Annotated in this window: 13 protein-coding genes and 1 CRISPR repeat array; of the genes, 4 read left to right on the top strand and 9 right to left on the bottom strand. The window is 68.6% G+C overall.

Features of this window, described 5'->3' with window-relative positions; genetic code table 11:
* Positions 1-21: 21 nt before the first annotated feature.
* From cas5e to ABZ490_RS44445, 4 genes are read right to left on the bottom strand one after another with little or no spacing between them, the layout of a single operon-like run.
* Positions 22-873: a type I-E CRISPR-associated protein Cas5/CasD gene (gene cas5e / locus ABZ490_RS44460; protein ID WP_359003960.1), complete on the bottom strand. Its 852-nt coding sequence runs from the start codon at positions 871-873 to the stop codon at positions 22-24.
* A complete protein-coding gene (locus tag ABZ490_RS44455) occupies positions 870-2,210 on the bottom strand; it encodes a type I-E CRISPR-associated protein Cas7/Cse4/CasC (RefSeq protein ID WP_359003957.1) in 1,341 nt (446 codons plus the stop codon). The genes cas5e and ABZ490_RS44455 overlap by 4 nt, the downstream gene beginning before the upstream one ends.
* Positions 2,207-2,812 carry a type I-E CRISPR-associated protein Cse2/CasB gene (gene casB / locus ABZ490_RS44450; RefSeq protein WP_359003954.1) on the bottom strand — a complete coding sequence of 202 codons (606 nt, stop codon included), beginning with the start codon at positions 2,810-2,812 and terminating at the stop codon, positions 2,207-2,209. Before casB ends, ABZ490_RS44455 begins: the two co-directional genes overlap by 4 nt.
* Positions 2,809-4,380, bottom strand: coding sequence for a type I-E CRISPR-associated protein Cse1/CasA (locus ABZ490_RS44445; RefSeq protein ID WP_359004062.1), 1,572 nt, complete (start codon positions 4,378-4,380; stop codon positions 2,809-2,811). Before ABZ490_RS44445 ends, casB begins: the two co-directional genes overlap by 4 nt.
* Before the next feature lie 87 nt (positions 4,381-4,467).
* Between ABZ490_RS44445 and ABZ490_RS44440 the strand changes: the two genes are divergently transcribed.
* Complete coding sequence (locus tag ABZ490_RS44440; protein WP_359003950.1) at positions 4,468-5,319, top strand: HD domain-containing protein; 852 nt, start codon at positions 4,468-4,470, stop codon at positions 5,317-5,319.
* A 154-nt stretch (positions 5,320-5,473) separates the two neighbouring features.
* On the opposite strand, the gene ABZ490_RS44435 is transcribed toward ABZ490_RS44440, so the two are convergent.
* Both ABZ490_RS44435 and ABZ490_RS44430 read right to left on the bottom strand, forming a co-directional pair.
* Positions 5,474-9,862, bottom strand: coding sequence for an AAA family ATPase (locus tag ABZ490_RS44435; protein WP_359003947.1), 4,389 nt, complete (start codon positions 9,860-9,862; stop codon positions 5,474-5,476).
* An 8-nt stretch (positions 9,863-9,870) separates the two neighbouring features.
* Positions 9,871-10,698: a hypothetical protein gene (locus ABZ490_RS44430; RefSeq protein WP_359003944.1), complete on the bottom strand. Its 828-nt coding sequence runs from the start codon at positions 10,696-10,698 to the stop codon at positions 9,871-9,873.
* A gap of 234 nt (positions 10,699-10,932) precedes the next feature.
* Positions 10,933-12,060: direct repeats of the CRISPR family, unit length 29 nt; unit sequence CTGCTCCCCGCACCCGCGGGGATGGTCCC.
* A gap of 66 nt (positions 12,061-12,126) precedes the next feature.
* Between ABZ490_RS44430 and ABZ490_RS44425 the strand changes: the two genes are divergently transcribed.
* Positions 12,127-12,615: a GNAT family N-acetyltransferase gene (locus ABZ490_RS44425; RefSeq protein ID WP_359003941.1), complete on the top strand. Its 489-nt coding sequence runs from the start codon at positions 12,127-12,129 to the stop codon at positions 12,613-12,615.
* A gap of 129 nt (positions 12,616-12,744) precedes the next feature.
* Here ABZ490_RS44425 and ABZ490_RS44420 read toward each other — a convergent pair whose 3' ends face one another.
* Positions 12,745-13,596 (bottom strand): hypothetical protein, encoded by an 852-nt coding sequence (locus ABZ490_RS44420; RefSeq protein ID WP_359003938.1) that lies wholly within the window; start codon positions 13,594-13,596, stop codon positions 12,745-12,747.
* Positions 13,597-13,861: 265 nt separating this feature from the next.
* On the opposite strand from ABZ490_RS44420, the gene ABZ490_RS44415 reads away from it, so the two are divergent.
* Positions 13,862-14,584 carry an HNH endonuclease family protein gene (locus ABZ490_RS44415; RefSeq protein ID WP_359004059.1) on the top strand — a complete coding sequence of 241 codons (723 nt, stop codon included), beginning with the start codon at positions 13,862-13,864 and terminating at the stop codon, positions 14,582-14,584.
* Between the two features lie 123 nt (positions 14,585-14,707).
* Here ABZ490_RS44415 and ABZ490_RS44410 read toward each other — a convergent pair whose 3' ends face one another.
* Positions 14,708-15,187, bottom strand: a complete 480-nt coding sequence (locus tag ABZ490_RS44410) for a lamin tail domain-containing protein (RefSeq protein ID WP_359003935.1) — start codon at positions 15,185-15,187, stop codon at positions 14,708-14,710.
* Positions 15,188-15,623: 436 nt separating this feature from the next.
* Between ABZ490_RS44410 and ABZ490_RS44405 the strand changes: the two genes are divergently transcribed.
* Positions 15,624-16,247 (top strand): DUF6417 family protein, encoded by a 624-nt coding sequence (locus ABZ490_RS44405; RefSeq protein ID WP_359003932.1) that lies wholly within the window; start codon positions 15,624-15,626, stop codon positions 16,245-16,247.
* Between the two features lie 93 nt (positions 16,248-16,340).
* On the opposite strand, the gene ABZ490_RS44400 is transcribed toward ABZ490_RS44405, so the two are convergent.
* On the bottom strand, positions 16,341-16,835 hold the full coding sequence (locus tag ABZ490_RS44400; protein ID WP_359003929.1) for a hypothetical protein: 495 nt from the start codon (positions 16,833-16,835) through the stop codon (positions 16,341-16,343).
* Positions 16,836-17,076: the final 241 nt, after the last annotated feature.

Genomic DNA, 17,076 nt, shown 5'->3' with positions numbered 1-17,076 from the left:
GGGCGGCGGTGGGTGGCTTGGTCACGGGATGACGTCCCATTCGGTGGCGTTCTCGGCGATGGTGACCCGGGTGCGTGTCTCCCACCGCGTGGTGTGTGCGCGACGGTCCGCGTCGAAGGTGACGGGCTGGTCCTGTATGGGGGCTGCCGCTGGGGTGCCTGGTGCCGTTTCGACCCATGCCCAGGGTCGGGGTGAGGGCCGTGGCCCGATGCTCTGCGAGGGCAGTAGTGCGGTGGACTCGAAGGCGTCTTCGATGGTCCCGGTGCTCACGGGTCCGGCCAGTGTTCCGGAGGGTGGGCACGACTTGCGGCCCAGCCACAGCAGGCGTTTCGGGCTCTCCAGCGCCGCGGCGACCCTTGCGAGGAAGGCCCGGTCCGGGTGCTGCAACGCGGCCACGAACGCGGCATCGGCCAGATACCAGCGTTCGGTGACGAGCGCGCCCCGGGAAAGCTGTTTGGAGACCAGAGCGCCCGAGTCCGGCTCGGTGACGACGTATTTCGGCGCTCCGTACCAGTCGGCGTGCGTGTGGTGGCCGAACGCCGTACCGTCGGTGTTCGCCATGTCGGCGGCCAGCGCTGCCGCCAGGCGGTGGTCGGTGATAATGTCACGCGGGCGGATGGGGTATCTGCCGGCCCCGACGATGTGGTAGTCGCGCACGGGGGTGCCGGGGTGGTCGGCGCGGACGCCGAAGCGGGCTGCGACGAGATCGTTGTCGAGTTCCTCGGCCCGGTCGTGCCCGAGGGCGGCGGCGCACAGGCCGATCACCGCGGACTTCGTCGGTCGGCTGTGGGTGTCGCGTCGGGAGAACCGGGAGACCGTTCCCCAGGACTGCAGTGGGGCGGCGAGCCTGATGAGCAGGACGTGGTGGGTCACGCCGTGAGCTCCTCGACGGACTCGACGTCCTTGACGCTCAGCTCTTGGAGGACGGCGTGGACGGCGGGTTCGTAGGTGAGGACGCGGCCTGCCGTGATGTCGTTGCGCCGTCGGCAGACGAAGTCGTGGTGGGCGAGGAGTCGGCGTACGGCGAGTTCTCCGGCGGGGCCGCCGTCTGCGATCTCGTCGATGGGCCTTTGGAATGCGGCGGCGTAGTTGAACGGGCGGTCTCCGTCGAAGGCGAGGACGAGGGCGGGCAGCACTCCGGTCGAGGCGGTCGAGTTCTTCTTGGCTTCCGGGAAGGCGTTGACGAAGGAGCTGACGAACTCCGTCTCGGCAGCGACGGCGGCGGACTCGGCGTCCGCTTCGGACATGCCCGCCGCACGGAGGTTCTGCCGCAGTTTGCGACGGTCGAGGACGGCGTGGCGGTAGAAGGTGCCGGAGATGAGGGCCTGGTAGCCGGTCATGCCGGCTCCGGAATCGTCGGCCGCGTCGAGGAAGTCGAGGGCGTTGCTCTTGCGGGCGAGCTTGGCGTCGTCGGCGGCGGCGTAGAAGTCGTCCGTGTGCTCGGCCTCGTGGACGGTGAAGGCGTGGCTGCTCTGGATCGCCCCGTCGACGTTCGGCGAGTCCGGGATCTCGGCGAGGAAGCGGCCGTAGAGCGCGATGTCGATCGCGTCGCGGGGTGCCAGCGCGGTGAGAACTGCGTTCCGGCTCGTTTTCGGCAGCGCGGGGAGCTTGGCATCGGCGGCGTCCGCTTCGTTCGTGCTCGCGTCCTCCTCTTGGGGGCTGCTCTTGCGCCGCCCCTTCAGCTTCTTTGCAGCCGCTGAGGCGGCTGCCGCCTCGGACAGCGCGATGTATTGCTCTGCCCACGCGCCGATCGTCGCCTGTTCGGTGTTGATGTGGTCGGCGATACGCTCGCCCGCGTCCGCTGGTGCGAAGAGCAGCACCTTGGTCAGGTTGGCGACCGTGGGCTTCGCCGGGTCGCCGAATTTGAGGCCGATGGCCTGCAGAACCGCGCGCGCCGTCGACAGGGCCTGTTCCTTGGGCCAGCCGTGCCGGGTTTCCAGGGCGCGAGCGGTCACCAGCGCCCATTCACGGGTGCGGACGCCCATGGTGTGTCCGGCGAGTGGCCCCTTCTGGGCGTTCGCCCGATCGCGCGAGTACACCCGCTCGGCGCGGCGGCGCGCCTGACTGGTGATCATGTGGCGCTCCACGCCGCCATAGACGATGGTCTTCGGGGCGCCGTTCTCGTCCCGGACGGGGAGCACGGCGGCGAGCGTCTCCAGCAGGTGGAGGGAGAGGAACTGGTGCCCGGTCAGGGCAACGTGGGTGCTCACGTCAGTGTGTCCTTCGTTGTGGTCGTCGTGGTGGTTTTGTTGTTCCTGGCGTCTGTTCTCGGTGGCGGCGCGTGGAAGTCGACGGCCCAGTGGTAGCGGACGCGGGCCTGACGGTCGGTCCAGCGGGCGAGGTCGTCCGCGAGCTGTGACCAGGAGGGCGGCGGCCGGTCGCACGAGCGGAGCCGGGTGATGGCGTGCTGGAGGTGTCTCAGGGGAGGTCGGCGGCTGGCGACGATGCGGTCCATCAGCCGACTGGCGCCGGCGTCGTCGGGGCCACGTCCAACGCTGGTGCCGATCCGGCGGGCGGCGGACCCGAGGCTCCCGTAGCCTCTGGACGGCTCGGCGGTTCCCTGGTGGTAGATGGCGAACAGGAAGGCCACCTGCTCGAAGACCTCGCGGCGTCCTGGGTCGAACCAGCCCGCTTCGATGTGGGCGTTCTGACTGATGGTTGGTCGTCGCAGTTCGGCAAGTTTGCCGTAGTCGCGGCTGTTTACCAGGCCGAGGAGCCACTGTGTGAGCAGTTCGCTGCGCGTGGGCCCACGCATGTAGGTCTCTTCGGTGGGTGCGTTGCGTTTTCCGCTGCCCGGTGCGTCGGCGATCACTTTCGGTCCGCCTTCAGTTCGTCAGGGGCCTTGGGCCCGGTGAGGTCGCTCTCAAGGCGGCGGGCCGCCTGTGCCTGTGCCTGGTAGCCGCGTGAGTTGGCGGGCAGCGAGTCGAGCCGGTTGCGCAGGAAACGCGCCGCGGCTTCCGCGAGCACGGCCGCGTACTCGACGAGCGCCGCGTCGACCTGGTCCTCGTTCTCGGCTGCCGTCGTGTCGTCCAGCAGCATGTGGAAGGGCTCCGCGGTGTGGGCCCAGTGCTCCGGCCGCGCGTCGAACCGGGCGATCTGGTCGTCCTTGTCGGCCGGTTTCGGGTTGGGGTACGTCACGGTCCAGGCGACGTACGCAGCCCTGGACAGGCTGGAGGCCACGTACTCGGCGATGAGGGAACCCCGCTCGGCCGCGTACCGCAGGTCACGCTCGCGGCCTGGGACGAAGGGGAAAGTGTCCGACACCCAGGTGACGACCGTGGTCTGTTTGGCGATCAGTCCGACGGTCCAGAGGGTGAGGCGACGGCCGCTGAGCCTGGCGAGGCGGTCGTAGAGGTCGGGTCCGTGGTCGCGGTCCGCGACAGCGGCGTACAGGGCATGCGCCTCGCGCCACAGAGCCCGGGAGGCCGAGGGCCGCAGCGGCTTCGCCGTACCGTCCGCTGCTGTCGTGTAGACCGCGTCCTGCAGGTGATGGGCGGCCAGCGGTTCGAGCAGCTCACCGGCCGCCAGCAGGACACGGTCGACGGCGGGCTGCCCGTCCTCGGTGACGGTCGGCCGCATCAGGATCGAGCGTCCGAGAACGGTATGCAGGTCCGCCGGCCCGTCCACCCGCCGTCCCGGCGGTTTGGCCAGAAATCCCCTGCGGGGCTCGGGAGCCACCGTCCAGGTGCGGTTGAAGCGGCCGGGGGCTCCATCGCTCGGCACGAGGTTGAGCCGCAGCGTGTCACCGAGGGTCTTGCCCAGTGCGAAGACGCGAATGCGTGCACCGAGACGTCCAACGGCCAGGTTGGTGATCGTAGGGCCCAGGGTGTCGTTGCCGGATATCCGGGCACGGCCGCCGGGCCCGTAGGCGTGCTGGGTGAGCATCGCCCGGAAGGCGGCATCGGCGGGCAGCGGAGCCGGGTGTTCGAGGTGGTGATGGTCGAAGAAGAGGTTGTAGTCCCCGGCGTGCTCGATCACCAGCTGGGCGGGACCTGCTCCGTACTCGTTGAGGTAGGGAGCGAGGAGAGCGTTCTGCCCCAGTGGCTCTGCGGGGTGGAAGAGGTTCCAGTGTTCGTCGGGGCGGCTGTCCAGCCAGTCGGCAGCTTCGGTCAGCGGGCTGTTGCCGTGCACCTGGTCCAGCCAGTCCTCGACCGTCGCCGGGCAGGTCCCGGATGCGTAGCAGACAGCGAGGAGGTACTCCAGCAGTGCGACGGTCTCACCTGGGGTCGTTCCCGAGATGCCGAGCAACGCTTCCGCGTGCCGCAATGCATCGACCAGGGTGAGGGAGGTACTTTGCCCGGCGGTTGTCAGTGCCGGGACGCATGTTTGTCGTCGCGGATCCCAGCGGGGATGTAACTCCTCCGCCGGAGACGGATGCAATTCGGACAATGGTATCTGGTCCTTACTTCAGTCTCCACAGTTGTCTGATGAGATGAGGCAGGACCGTAGCACGGGGGCGAGGGCACTATGAGTGAACCGCAAGATTCCAACCGCATTGCGCATCAATGGTGTTGGGGGACGATCGATCTCTGCGACCGACGTGCATGGAATCCGCTCGTCGCTGAAATGGTCACCGCTGGTTCCGTCATGCTCGAACTGTGGGCGCAGGCGCTGAGCCCACGGCAACGGGCCGATCTCGCGTACGGTTTCGCCGCCGAGGACGAGCAAAGCGCCCGCGTGGCGGCCGCCTTTCTCGCAGGAGTGAGCCGACTCGGCCGCGCCAGCCCGCCGTGCATGGTTTCGTTCGGTGCGGAGCATCAGCCCTCCCCCGCACTCGACCAGGCGCGCACGTCATGGCGGGAGCAGGCACTGCGGGCAGGGCTTCCGCTGCCGTCCGCTGGGGCCCGGGTTCGTCACGCGGATCCAGAGCACATCACGGCGGCGGTGCTGCCGCGGCTGACCGGTTGCGACTGCGCGGGATATGTCGACGGTGAGCGGTGCCGCGATCAGGACCACACCGGCCTCTACGTGGCCGCCTACGCACTCAACCGGCACGGCGCTGACGTGCTGCACGCCGACACGGTCGCCAAGGCCTATCGGGCGACCGGCGGCCCAGCCTGGGATGCGATCCGGGCCGCGTTGGTGAACGCCGTCGCCCACCACGTGGGCATCGATGCACGGAGTCTTCCGCACCTGATTCGGCCATCGGATCCCTCGCGTCTGACGGCCTTCGGCCGCCTGGTCTCCCAGAGCAGCGTCCTCGCCCGCGGGAACACGCTGCTCGGCTTCGCCTCGCCTCACGACACCCGGGAGGCGATGTCCGACCGAGCGCGGCTGCACGCCCGGGAAGCCGTCTCACGGATGCACGTGACCGGGTGACAGCCGCGATCCCCGCTCTGCGGGGCTGATGCCTCTTCAGTCGCCACAAGGGCCATCTCCGCGGTGCGGAGCAGAACCATGCCGCCCGGTGGCGGCGAGCCGATCGTAGTGGGCCTGGCATCGGGTGACCAGCGGCGTCCGTGTGCCCTGCAGGCTACTCCCGGGGCTGTGCCGGACGCAGCGTCACTGCGGCGATCCCGGCTGAGCCGCCAAACGCGATCAAGGGCTGCTGAGCGGCCGGGACGGGGTGGAGCGGCGGGACACCGAGGGACGTCAAGGACGTGGCGGTGACCAGTCGCAGGACCTCTTCTCCTGTGCGGGCGTCCCACAGCCGCATGGTCGTGTCCTTGAGGCCGGCGCTCACGATCAGGGGGCGGGAACCGGACGGCCGGACGACGTCGAGGGCGGATACGGGGCCCTCGTGCCGGGTCGGCAGCGTGAACGGCTCTTGTTCCGGAGCATCCGGAGCCCACAGGCGTACGCTGCCGTCGGCTCCCCCGGCTGCCAGGAGCCACTCGCCCTCGTCGTCCCCCGGGCAGACGGCCAGGGACTCCACGGGGCCGATATGTCCCGGCCATACGTCGTGCGGTGGGTGAAACGGGCGACACAGCAGTACGCCCTGATCGGAGGCGACAGCGAGAACGCCGCCGGATGGCAGGGGCAGGTACGCCAGCGCGCGGACAGGTCGGCCGATGTCCCCGTCGCCATGGAGCCACCCCAGCACCTCGCCGGTCTCCGGGTCGCAGTACGCGACCGCGCCGCGGCTCGTCCCTACGGCCAGGACGGTTCGTGCACCGTCAGCGAAGGCGGTGAACGCTGTCGCATGGTCCTCTTCCGAGGTCCACGCCTTCATCAACTGCCAGTCGCCACTCCAGCAGCCGACCGTCCTGTCCGGCAGCCCGACGAAGACCATCGAAGAACCGTCCGCCGCCGTGTGCGTGGCGAGGGCCGTCACCGGGCCATCAACCCCTGTCTGGGGAAGGGCGATCGATGCCGTGACCTCGCCCGCGTCGGCCGACCTCACGACGAGGTTCCGGTCGGGGCCAGCCGAGACCAGCCCGGCAGGACCGGAGCCCCCCGGCAACACCGCGAACAACGTTCCATCGACAGACCGGGAGGACGACACCGTGCGGCGCGTCCGCACTTCGGGATTCCAGACACGGACGGTCCGGTCGAGCGAGCCGGAGACGAGCACGGAGACCCCGCCGTGGCCGCGCACAACAGCGAGCCCTGTTACGGCACTTGTGTGGTCGGAGGGAAACCGGCAGACCTCCTCGCCGGTTTCGGGATCCCACAGCTGTATGGCGCCGTCGTCGGCGCCGAGTGCGAGCAGGGTGTCCGCGTCCGGCCGAGGGTACGGCGTCAGCACGGCCGCGGACTGCCTGATCGTGCAGTGCCGGCGTTCAGTACCTGTCAGGGCGTCCCAGAATCTGACCGTTTTCGAGGCCCGCGAGGCCACGGCCAAGATGGGACTGCCGTTCGGCGTGTTGAGCAAGGCAAGCGCGGAGAAGCGGCCTTCCGGGACCGGCACAGTGCACACCGGATCGAGGGATGCGCCGTCGAGGATGTCGACGGTGTCCGCTCCGGGAACGGCCAGGAGTGCGCGGTGGCCGGGCAGGCTCAAGGCGGCGAGTACGTTCACCGGACCTGCCGGGGCGTCGGCGTCCGCCGCGCTCGCGGCGAGAACGGTCCCGGTGCGCGGATCGCACAGGACAAGACCGTCGGACGTAGCGATGGCCAGCCGAACCATCCCCTCCCGGTCACTGAAGGACACCATGTCGTGAACGGACGCGGTGACCGGCAGCGGTGCATGCTGGCCGCTCAGCGGATCGCACGTCCAGGCGCCACTGTCGCAGCCAACGGCCAACAGGGGCTCTCCCTGCGGACGGGGCACGACAGCCAGCGTCCGCGCGAACGCGCCGGGCCCCGGGATCGGTGGGCCGACCGGAGTCACGGTGGACGGATCCCACACCCGTACGGTGCCGTCGGCGACGCCCACCGCGATCAGCGAGGTCCCGTCCCGCAGCGTGAAGGACACGAGGGAGCACACATCCGCGTCTTCTCGCGCCAAGACGTTGCCCGGCACCGTGAGGTCCTTCCACCTCGGCACGAGATGCCCGACGACCGGGCTGCCCGTGCCGCGGGTGCTCGAAGGGTCGACAGTCTCCGACTCCCACTGGGCAAAGCGCAGGCTTTCCGCACGCGCGAGGGGCGGCGCGTCGGCAAGGAAGGGTTCGATCCGCAACCACGCGGTCAGGCGCGTCGTGTCCTCGGCGTGCTCCGAGAGAAGTCCGAGAGTGCCCCGCACGTTCCCGCTTGTCTCGTAGGGCAGAAACTTCTCTGTGATGACCCGGTCGTTCAGCACACCTCCGGCTGCTGCGTGCTGGACCAGGTGGCGGCGCAGGTACGGGTGCGGCAGCACGTCCTGCGTCTTGTGCAAGTCACTGAAGGCTTCGGCCAGTTGCCTATGGGCATCCCTCACGCCCGCCGTCGCCTCAGATGCGCTGGGTGTCGCTTCGGCACCGAGAAGCAGGTGCGAGTTCTCCCTCAGCACCTCGCTGATGCGCTCGTGGACCGGACGGTAGACGTACCTGTCGTCCTCCACAGCGGTCGCCAGGTACCCGTTGAGCCGGCTCTCCCGTACGCCCCGGATCACCGTGTCAGGAGCGGTGATGTCACCTCCTGCCAGTGCCGCCACCGCGCACGGCCACACTTCGGCCCACGGAAGGCCGGCGCCCTGCGCAAGTGCCGTGGCCCGCAGGACGTGTACGACATGCTCGGCCGTCAGACCCGTGTGGCGCCGTATCGCGGCAATGTCCTGCCGTAGAAGCTCTTGCGTCCCCTGCCGCAAGGTGCGCCGCCACTCCGGATCGTCCGGATCAGGCAGCCGCCCGCGCGCATGAAGCGCCTCGACGGCAAGTCGGGTGTCGAGGAACGAGGGTGCCACCTCCTCGGCCAGCGCGGCAGCGACCTCGTCCAGCCTGCGGGGAACCGAACGTTGCGAGGAGTCGGAATCATCGAACACGATCCCGAGCAGCGTGCGCGCATATGCCTCGATGTCCTCCGCGGTGCCGGTGTCCGTCCGCAGGGGCTCGTCGGCGTCCGTAGAACGGACCAGCAGGTCGAGCAGATCTGATGCCCGGTCTTGTGACGGACGGAGTCGGCCAACTGTGCCTGCCTGCGCGCTGCGGATGCCCAGAAGCATCCGGACGGCGGGCTGTCCGTCGTCCATCCACTGCTCGGCCAGCAGACGGATGAGGTTGGTGACGATCCAACGGGGGTTCCGCGCCTCGTCGATGCCGTCGATGACGATCGTCAGAGGCCGGCCCTCCTGGCGGACGGTGGCCAGCACGTGGTCCAGAAGCTGATCGAGTGGGGTGATCGCTCTGCCACCGGCGAGCGGCTTGTCCGAAATCGCGGTGTACAGTGCCGCGGCCAACTCATCAACGTCCACGTTCCGAGCGAGCACGGCAGCGTCGACGACTCCCTCCGGCACGAGGAGATCGGGCGGTACGGCCTCGATGAGAGACCGGTACCTCTCGTCGGACCGGAATGCCGGGGCGCTGAGTGTGACGACCCGAGCGAGCAGTGCGGACTTGCCCGAGCCCGCCTCCCCCGTGACGACGAGAGTGCCGCTCCCTCCCTCAAGGAACTCGGTTATGCGCCGCACGTGACTGGTCCGGCCAGTGAAGTACCAGCCAAGGGCATCGTGAGAAGGTCGCCCGGAGGCTCGGGAAAGCCAGTACGAGTCGAGGTCAGGCTGAGGCTCATAGCCGGGGTTAGGGAGGCAGGGACTGGGCTGCTCGTGCTCCTTGCGCCCCGGCAGCGTATGTTCCGGCCAGAGGAACTGGACTTCGGGCGCGACTCCCGCCTGGTACAAGCCCGTCATCGCCGTGAAGAGTTCCCCGAAGCTCAGGTGAGAACGCGCGAACCCTGACTCTCGCTGCTTGAAGTGGGTGACAACGGCGTCGAGAAAGCGCGTGAACTGTTCCGGATGTGGAGTCCCTGTCGCGTTCGCAGACGAGATAACAACGAGGGAGTTCAGATTCCGGCGTGTGTCGTTCAGTGCTTGGAAACGCCTTAGCAACTCTCCTTCTAGGACACCGGAGAAGCAAGAATCAACCATAATCAGAACATGGTCGGCATCGGAATCCACCACCCTCGTGATCAGGTCTGCGGTCGGAAACGCCGTGGCCGGAAGACGGTGCTCGCGAGACTTCGGGAGGAGCAGGAAATGCTCGCCCGACGGCCGGCCGACTCCGTGGCCGGTGATGTAGATGACAAGGGCCTCGTTGTGGGCAGCGTTCTCCGGTCTCCTCGCGTCCAGGAATGCGCGGAGATCGTAGACATCGTGGAGTTGCTCGGGTGCAGCAACAGTGAAGCTACGCTCCATGCCGAGATCCTCATTGGCCCACCACCCCCTCACGGCGGTGACCTGTGCGTCGATGCCCTTCTTGAACAGAACGTCTCTGTCAGCGTCGCCGGTGTCGTACGCCGAGACAGCAATCTCAATCAGCGTTCGTCGCTTCGTCTTCGGAACCATGCTCGAGCTCACCAGCAATTGTCCGCAATCACGCGCGCGACCGGACTGGCCCGCAGGTAGCGCAGCGCGCTGTGCGGGTCACCGATGCCGTTGTTGACTTCGGCATCGGTGACCTCCGGCGAGACAGTACTGAGCCCCGTGCCTCCCGTGATGAAGTCCCCTGGGTCGAAGACATTGACCCAGGAGATGCCGCCCGGCAGCTTCAAAGACTCTCCGTCGGCGATATTCAGCCCACGCCGCACCGAGGGAATACTCAACGGCGATCCGCACGTCACCAGCGTGCGCACGGCAGCCGTTCGGTCCGGTGCGATCTCGCCCCGGCGGAGCAGATCGTAAGCGATCACACTTCCCAGTGAATGCCCGATGACGACGGACGTGCTGGCACCGAAGGCCTCCGCAACCAAGGCTCGAACCCGAGCAGCGAGGTCGGGCTGGTACAGGTAGAACCGCACCTCACGCAGCGCGCTCACCAGGAGCCTGCCCCCGCCCCGGGGAAAGCGCAGGTCGTATGCCATCACCAGGCGTGTCAGACGCGGAGGCCAAAGCTGCGGCAGACCCAGCGTCTGCAGCTCCAACTGCTGGATACGCTCGAGGTCTTCCCGACGGACGACTTCCTCGAGCGCCGCGGCTACGAAGTCGGCTTCCTCCTCGCTCAAGGGCACTGCGGCATCGAAGCGATCCTCCTCCGGACCGAGATGGTTCGCTCCGCGTGCCAACAGCCCCGTCCAGTGAGGCAGTTCCAGCGCGCCGCCGGGCAGGTTCGGCAAGTCTAGCTCGCCAAGACCACCATTGAGCGCCCCGGACCAATCGTCCGTCAGCTGTGCTTTCGACGTCATGGACTGCCGAATGCCATGTACCCCAACAACGCGCGTCACGTTCCTGCTCCCCCGCCAGCATGCTCTTCAATGCAGGTAACAACACTAGTGCGACTGCACGTTCCGACGGGCTGGATCCGGCCTCCAGACACCGACCGCAACACAGCTCCTCCTGCGCCGTCATGCAGCATCCGGATGCATCGCTAGCGTGTACCTTCCCAGGCAAGGCAGCCTCAAAGACAAGATGTAGAGCTGCTGCTCCCCGCACCCGCGGGGATGGTCCCACCAAGCCGGACGGGATCTTCGTTCTGCACTGCTGCTCCCCGCACCCGCGGGGATGGTCCCCCCGACAACGACAGCTCGGACTGCCAGCCGGCCTGCTCCCCGCACCCGCGGGGATGGTCCCGTCGCCTCATCGCCGTCGCGGAGCAGGATCGTCTGCTCCCCGCACCCGCGGGGATGGTCCCTCGTCGAAGTCGACGGATTCGCGAAGGCCTACTCTGCTCCCCGCACCCGCGGGGATGGTCCCCTCAAGATGTACGACCAGGTCGCGGCCGGGGCCTGCTCCCCGCACCCGCGGGGATGGTCCCGCATCGGCCATCAGCTCGATGTCGTGGCCGAGCTGCTCCCCGCACCCGCGGGGATGGTCCTTTCGCCTTCAGCCAGCCCTTGGGCCCGGCCACCTGCTCCCCGCACCCGCGGGGATGGTCCCAACCTCCTCGACAACGCCGAGATCTACACCGACTGCTCCCCGCACCCGCGGGGATGGTCCCGCCGGCCTGGACCCGAAGACCCTGCTTCGCGCCTGCTCCCCGCACCCGCGGGGATGGTCCCCGCCTCCCCTGCCCCTCTCGGTACCCGGCCGACTGCTCCCCGCACCCGCGGGGATGGTCCCTGAAGCGCGGCCGGCGCGGCCTGTGGCTGCGTCTGCTCCCCGCACCCGCGGGGATGGTCCCTGCCGCAAGCGCGCGGCGGACGCTTCCACCCCCTGCTCCCCGCACCCGCGGGGATGGTCCCGGGGCCGGCTCCCGCTGCCGCTCCACGCCGGCCTGCTCCCCGCACCCGCAGGGATGGTCCCCCTGGGCGTTCAACGTGTGCAGCGTCTGCGGTCTGCTCCCCGCACCCGCGGGGATGGTCCCCGCCCGCCTGCCACAGGTTCACGACCTGGTCGCTGCTCCCCGCACCCGCGGGGATGGTCCCCTCCCGTCCGTCTCAGAGGAGGGGTTCCGGCGCTGCTCCCCGCACCCGCGGGGATGGTCCCCAGCCCATCATTCAGAAGCTGAGCGACGAGCACTGCTCCCCGCACCCGCGGGGATGGTCCCGCGGCAAGCTCCGGCGCAGGCATCGTCACCGTCTGCTCCCCGCACCCGCGAGGATGCACCGTGCCCCTCACCCTGGCCGCCCCGGGCGACGGGGGCGCGGCAGTGGCGCTGGGCGCCCTGGCCGTCGATGGTCTGGTGTCTGATCCCAGATGCGGCGGCGCCGGCCTTGGCCCAGGCAGTCGATGCCCAGGGCGGCCGGGTTCCCCTGCCTTACGGGCACGGCCGCTGTCTGGTGGCCCGGGTTGGGAACGCCGTGGCCGGGATGGTGTACACGGCGCCTCCCATCCAGTGGATCGAGGACCACCCGGCGGCCCAGCGGGCCGGTCTCGTCCAGGCTCTCGTCGAGATCGAGCTCCTGGCCGTCGCCGGGTCCCACCGCGGGCAGGGCATCGCCACCGCGCTGCTCGCCTCGGCCGAGGAGACAGCCCGCGACGACGGCGGTCATCTGGCCTTTGCCAAAGTCCGGATCGGTGCCTTCACCACCATGCGCTGGTATCGCAGGCGCGGCTACGCCATCGCCGCACAGCGGGAAGCCGTGGCCTTCCGCACCCGTTCCGGGTTCGATTCCTTTGATGACGGGGCGGACGGCTATCAGCTCGCGGTGAAGGCCCTGTAGCCGGGTGTGGTCCTGCGCCGTCGCTCCGAGCGCGGCGCCTCTGCGCTCGTCGCAGAACATGAGGTCTGAGTACGCCTGTTGCGGCTCGCGAAGCGCTGCGCATCCGGTGTTCTTGCAGCGCGGTGGCGGTCAGGCGGCCGGCGGTGTTCCCGGGTCAGTCGCGGCAGATCCGCTCTGGCCTCCGGGCGTCGCAGAGTTTCCTACGACCGGCGAGTTCACACGGCCGGCTCTCAGGGCTTCGGCCAGAAGATCGTTGGAGTCCCAGTACAGCCACATCCCATGGACGAAAAGCAGTACGGGAACACTCATGAGGAGCCCCCACCATGCGCTGTGCGGCAGCAACGCGCTCGAGAGCACCGTCATGGGCGGGCCGATGGACACGCGGAATTCGGCTTCAGCTCTGATGCGGTCGAACTCTGCGAACAGTTCCTGATCGGTTCCGATGAGCCGGGCGGGAACCAGTGGAAGATCGTCGATCAGTGGTAAGAGCGTCAGACGTGGATCGAGGCCAAGGTGGATCAAGGTCCTGGTCAGGGCGTCCAAGCCCTTGGCGGTCGGGATGCGCTTGGGACGCGGGGGAAGAAGTACGTGCGAGCCGTCGTCCCGATGCGCGCCGTGTCGGGTCGCCCAGTAGGCAGGGGACCACGGCCAGACGTAGCGCGCGGCTCGGCTGCCTCCTGAAGCGTCGGGCGGATCAAATGCCACTGCCGGCACGAGCAGGGGGGCCAGCAGCGCGATCGCCAGAGCGACGCCGGCTGTGCTGATGGCGCCGAGGAGGTAGGCGATGAAGGCCAGCGCCGCGAAGACCGCTGGTTTTCCGGCCCAGATGGCAGCGTCGTAGAGATCCGCCAAGAGGCCGGAAGTGGCACCGGGCTTCGGCAGATCTCTGCCGACGAGCAGCCACAGCGCCACCAGCCAAAGACTTCCGGCCGCCAGTGGGGCTCGAAGGTTGCGCATGCCGGGCAGCAGGCTGGTGAGCATGGCTGCATTAAAGCGATCTGACGGTGTCCGCTCCAGAGCGGCGATAGCACTCCCTCTCCGTCCTTACAGACGTTGTCCTGCAGTATCGGGACGCACGGCAGCGGCCGGTCGGCGCTGAACGGCCGCACGCACCGCTCCAGGGTGGACATGCCCCCCAGGCTGCTGACGTGGCGTTTCTTCAGGTGAACTCCTACCCCTGTCCGGGTGAGTGCACCGCAGCCGCTCTTCCTGGCTTCGTGGTCCGGGCGCTACAACCCCGGATGTGATCAAGAAACTGTGGGGCCTCTCGTCCCTGCTCGCACTGTCCATGCTGTTCACCGTCGTCCCGGCCGCAGCCGCACCGGCCGAACCCGTCTCGGCGGCCACGCCCTCGGCCATCACGGCACCGGCGGCCGCGGCCCCCGCAACAGCCCAGGACGTGCCGCTGTTCCAGGCCCTGGAGTGGATCGGCGAGGCCCTGGAGAGCAGGGACGGTTACAGCCGGGACCTGTTCAAGCACTGGAACAAGGGGGTGAACCCCACGGACGGATGCGACACCCGCAAGGAGGTGATCCTGTCCGAGGCGAAGCTGGCACCAGAAATCGGGGCACGGTGTGCTCTGTCGGGTGGCCGCTGGTTCTCGGAGTACGACCAGACCTGGGTGACGTCGGCATCGTCGCTGGACGTCGACCACATGGTCCCGCTCGCCGAGGCCTGGGACTCCGGTGCGTCGGCCTGGACGGCGGCGCGGCGTGAGGCGTACGCGAACGACCAGGGGGCACCGACGTCGCTGATCGCGGTCTCGGGCAGCTCCAACCGTTCCAAGAGCGACAAGGACCCGGCCGAGTGGTTGCCGGTCGACGCGTTCCGGTGTGAGTACGCCGGTGCCTGGGTGGCCACCAAGCTGCGCTGGCAACTGCCGGCGGACGCAGCCGAACGCGACGCCCTGACCCGCCTGGCGGAAGCCTGCCCCGACACCACGGTCACCTACGAACAGGTACCGCAGTAGGCCGAGCCGGCCGGCATGACGAGGCGGCGCGCGCACCCCTGGAGCAGGGGTGTGCGCGCCGCCGGGGTGTCGGACGGGGGGCGCGAGCGCCGCGTGGCGCTCAGCCGAGGGGCTGTGTGCGGGTCAGTGGCGTCCGCCGTGGCGGCGGGAGCCCCAGGACTCTTCGTCGATGACGCGGCCGCGGGCGTTGCTCAGGGTGGCGGAGTCCCGGTCGTTGTTCCACACGTAGGCGCGGCGGTCCTGGTAGAGGTCGGTGCGGGTGTCGTAGCCCTGGCCGGTGTGGATGCGGACGGTGGCGCGGCCGGCCAGGCGGTAGCCGTCGAAGGTGTAGGTGTGGCCGGAGGCGTCCTCCAGCGTCCAGCCGTCGAGGTTGACCGCGCCGCGGGTGGTGTTGGTCAGCTCCACCCACTCCTTGTTCAGCGAGCGGTTGGAGCGGTCGTCGCGTCCCGGGGAGTCGTACTGGACGGCCGAGATTTCCACCTTCGGACGCGGGGCGCGGTGGTCGGCCGCGGACGCCGGCAGCGCCGCCACCGAGACCAGGGCGCCGGCCGCGAGCGCGGCGGCGGACAGACGGCGGGCGGAGACAGAAGCGGAAACGGACAAGGAAATCTCCCTGACGGTGCGGGCACCCTCCCCGCCAGCAGCTGCGGGGCCGCTGAGAGGGTCGGTGCGGTGTGCGGGTGGCGGCCGTTCTGGCCGCACACACACTCTGTCGACCGTGCGCAGGAGTTGGCAGAGAAACATGGACTATGTTGCCTGTTGCCCATATATCCATGACTCTCGCATGCATCATTCATTTATGACGTGAATGCACGGAGTCGACGCTCGCCCGGTGCAACGGCCCATACGGGACTTGACCTCCTCTCTTCAATCGCCACCCCACGCCACCCCAGGCATGCCCGGGCCGTCACCCGAAAGTGAGTAACGGTGCCTCGCGCATCTGCGGACGTGACGTCGAAGCCCCCGTGCCGGTTGTTCCCGGCGGACGGGTGTGGGCGGGAGGGAGGCGGCAGTGCCGCATGAAGAGAGGGTCCTTGACGTGCTGAGGATCGTGACAGCACATCAGTACGAGGCGCGCCACGGCTGGGCGGTCCAGGCGGTGCTTCAGCCGGTGAAGCAGCGCGTGCTCAATCTCGCCGACCGCGGCCTGCTCGAACTCGCCGACCGAGAGGAACGGGCGGCTCTGTCGGCGTGGGAGGGCCGGCCCGTCCGGTGGGCAGTCCGCATCACCCCGCCGGGCCACGATCTCCTCCTGTACGCCCAGGCCCGCCCCCGGCGAACGCCCGCCGCTGACGAGGAACCCGGGCGCCAGCGTGTCGAGCTCAGCCTGTCCCAGATGGCAGCCCTGCTGCTCGCCGTCAGCCTGGCCGACCAGCTGCAGACGCCGCTCGCCGACGGCCTCGCCGACCAGGTCCGCGCAGCCCGCTGCGACCACCTGGTCAAGCGGTGGGTCATGCACCTGACCGAAGAACAGGTCACCTCGGTGGCGTACGTGTTCTGGCTACACAAAATGACCGGCTCAGCACAGGAGGCCAACCGCTTCGCTCGCGACACCGGCATCACCTACCAACCCACCCCCGCCCCGCGCACAGCAATCCCCCCGGCCACGCCGATCCTGCACAACAGCCAACCACCGGCCGCAGCGCACGACCGCCTCCCCTGACGAAGGCCGCCTCCGAAACCGAGGAGTAATTGTCAATTATGTGGATGAGCTGGCCTGGGTCGGGCCTACTTTGTCAGTCGGCCGTCAGGTTGCTCAGCCCTCCCCGCGATACGGTATCCATCGGTATCCAGGCTGGAACACTTCGTAGTCGGTACTCAGGTCAAGTTCCGCGTGCAGCTTTTCGCAGAGCACGAGCCCATGGATGCTGCCGTCGTTCAGTTCATCCGACCACTCACACCTGAGCTCAGCAGGGTCCACGAGTGATTCCGGATCCCAGCCGACCTTCGCGGCGACATACCCGTGGAACTGCGCGAGCAGTGCGTAGAGTTGGTGTCCCAGTTCGCTCAGCTCTGCTGCGGTGAGCTCGAATCTGGGGAGGCTGCCGTCCAGGCCACGACCCCAACTGACGGCCACGGGCAGGATCGAGAGTTCGATGTACGAGCCCACCTTCGCCAGCATCGGCCGGTGGAGAGGGATGCGGTGGGCGCCCGCGCGAAGCACCCGTGGCTTGAGGTCGATGCGCGCAGCCGTCTGTGCTGCCTCGGCGTCATCGCCGAAGTTCACCACGAGCTCGAAACAGATCGCCACGGTCCTTCTGCCTCCCAGCCCCACGGCCTCACGCAGCCCGCGTTTCAGTGCGTTCGACGAGGATGCCGTTCTCAAGCCTGGCGCCCGCACGGACCAGCGGCACCAGTTACCGCTCTGCGATGCTCTCACGATCTACGGCTGGAGTACTAGTACTCCAACAGGACTTCGTGGCTTGACCTGGGGAAACGTCGAGCGGTGGGAGTGTAGCGGCCGATCGGCGGTCACGGGTGGGTTCCGTGCG

Source organism: Streptomyces sp. NPDC005811 (genome assembly GCF_040630405.1).
Taxonomy (GTDB): domain Bacteria; phylum Actinomycetota; class Actinomycetes; order Streptomycetales; family Streptomycetaceae; genus Streptomyces.
Note: the sequence above shows the minus strand (reverse complement) of the source record. Positions and strands in the feature narration are given on the sequence as shown.

Excerpts from the sequence above, each read along its gene's own strand:
- ABZ490_RS44440 (WP_359003950.1), top strand. The coding sequence starts at position 4,468 with ATGAGTGAACCGCAAGATTCCAACCGCATTGCGCATCAATGGTGTTGG.
- ABZ490_RS44435 (WP_359003947.1), bottom strand. The coding sequence starts at position 9,862 with ATGGTTCCGAAGACGAAGCGACGAACGCTGATTGAGATTGCTGTCTCG.
- ABZ490_RS44430 (WP_359003944.1), bottom strand. The coding sequence starts at position 10,698 with ATGACGTCGAAAGCACAGCTGACGGACGATTGGTCCGGGGCGCTCAAT.
- ABZ490_RS44425 (WP_359003941.1), top strand. The coding sequence starts at position 12,127 with ATGGTCTGGTGTCTGATCCCAGATGCGGCGGCGCCGGCCTTGGCCCAG.
- ABZ490_RS44420 (WP_359003938.1), bottom strand. The coding sequence starts at position 13,596 with ATGCTCACCAGCCTGCTGCCCGGCATGCGCAACCTTCGAGCCCCACTG.